Below are 1266 nucleotides of genomic sequence, written 5' to 3'. Positions count from 1 at the left end.
TGTAGTGGCATAGTTAATTTGGCCACCCATTAAGAAAGAAATGTTATGCTAATAAGCATACAAATTTGGGTGAAAAAATGACGAAATTAAAACGCGCAACGTATTCTGCGGCAATCAAATTAGAAACCGCACAGCTTGTAGTTGACCAAGGCTACACGCAAGAAGATGCAGCTAAGGCTATGGGAGTTGGTAAATCAACTGTAAGTAAGTGGGTTACTCAATTAAAGCAAGAGCGGAGTGGCCAGACACCATCTGCTTCGCCAATGACGCCCGAACAAATTGAAATCCGCGAACTTAAAAAGCAAATCCAACGCATTGAATTAGAAAAGGATATATTAAAAAAGGCTACCGCTCTCTTGATGTCCGACTCCCTGAACAATTCTCGTTAATTGAGAAACTAAATCAACGAGAGCGTTACCCAATTAGCGTGCTGTGTAACGTATTCAATGTGCATCGTAGCAGCTATAAATATTGGGCTATACGGGATACAACGCCGACACCAGAGCAAGTAAGGCTAGAAGCTGAAGTTAAAGCCATACATGCAATGAGCGGCGGCTCAGCTGGGGCGCGGACAATCGCGGCAATAGCAACGAACAATGATTTTGAATTGAGTCGTTATCGTGCTGCTAAGCTAATGGTTAAATTAAAGCTTGAAAGCTGCCAAGTACCTCAACATTCATATAAACGCGGCGGTAATGAGCACCTTGAAATTCCAAATCTGCTTGATAGACAATTTGATGTTGTTGAGCCAGATACCGTGTGGTGCGGTGATGTGACGTATATTTGGGTAGGTAATCGCTGGGCTTATTTAGCCGTTATTATTGATTTATTTGCACGTAAAGTCGTTGGCTGGGCCATGTCGTTGTCGCCAGATACTAATTTAACGCTAAAAGCGCTTGAACTCGCGTATGAAAGCAGAGGAAAACCGACAGGACTGATGTTTCATTCAGACCAGGGTAGTCACTATACCAGTTTAAAATATCGTCAACGTTTATGGCGCTATAAAATCAAACAAAGTATGAGTAGGCGTGGAAACTGTTGGGATAACGCACCAATGGAGCGATTTTTTAGAAGCTTTAAAACGGAATGGATGCCAAAGGTTGGATATGGAAATTTTATAGATGCTAAATATAGCGTTAGTGATTATATCAACGGATATTACAACAACGTTAGGCCGCATCATTATAATGCCGGTTTAGCGCCAAATGAATCTGAGATTAGATACAAAGATTCTAAAACTGTGGCCAAAATTAGTTGACCACTACA

The 1266-nt window shown here is 41.4% G+C and carries 1 protein-coding gene; it reads left to right on the top strand.

Features of this window, described 5'->3' with window-relative positions; translation table 11 throughout:
- Nucleotides 1-77: 77 nt before the first annotated feature.
- A protein-coding gene (locus H5201_RS22410; RefSeq protein ID WP_182785442.1) for an IS3 family transposase occupies nucleotides 78-1258 on the top strand; the annotation gives its coding sequence in 2 pieces (ribosomal slippage) (nucleotides 78-336 and nucleotides 336-1258; 1182 coding nt in all).
- Nucleotides 1259-1266 lie beyond the last annotated feature (8 nt).

The sequence above is a fragment of the Pseudoalteromonas sp. SG43-6 genome (genome assembly GCF_014164365.1).
Lineage (GTDB): Bacteria > Pseudomonadota > Gammaproteobacteria > Enterobacterales > Alteromonadaceae > Pseudoalteromonas > Pseudoalteromonas rhizosphaerae.
Note: the sequence above shows the minus strand (reverse complement) of the source record. Positions and strands in the feature narration are given on the sequence as shown.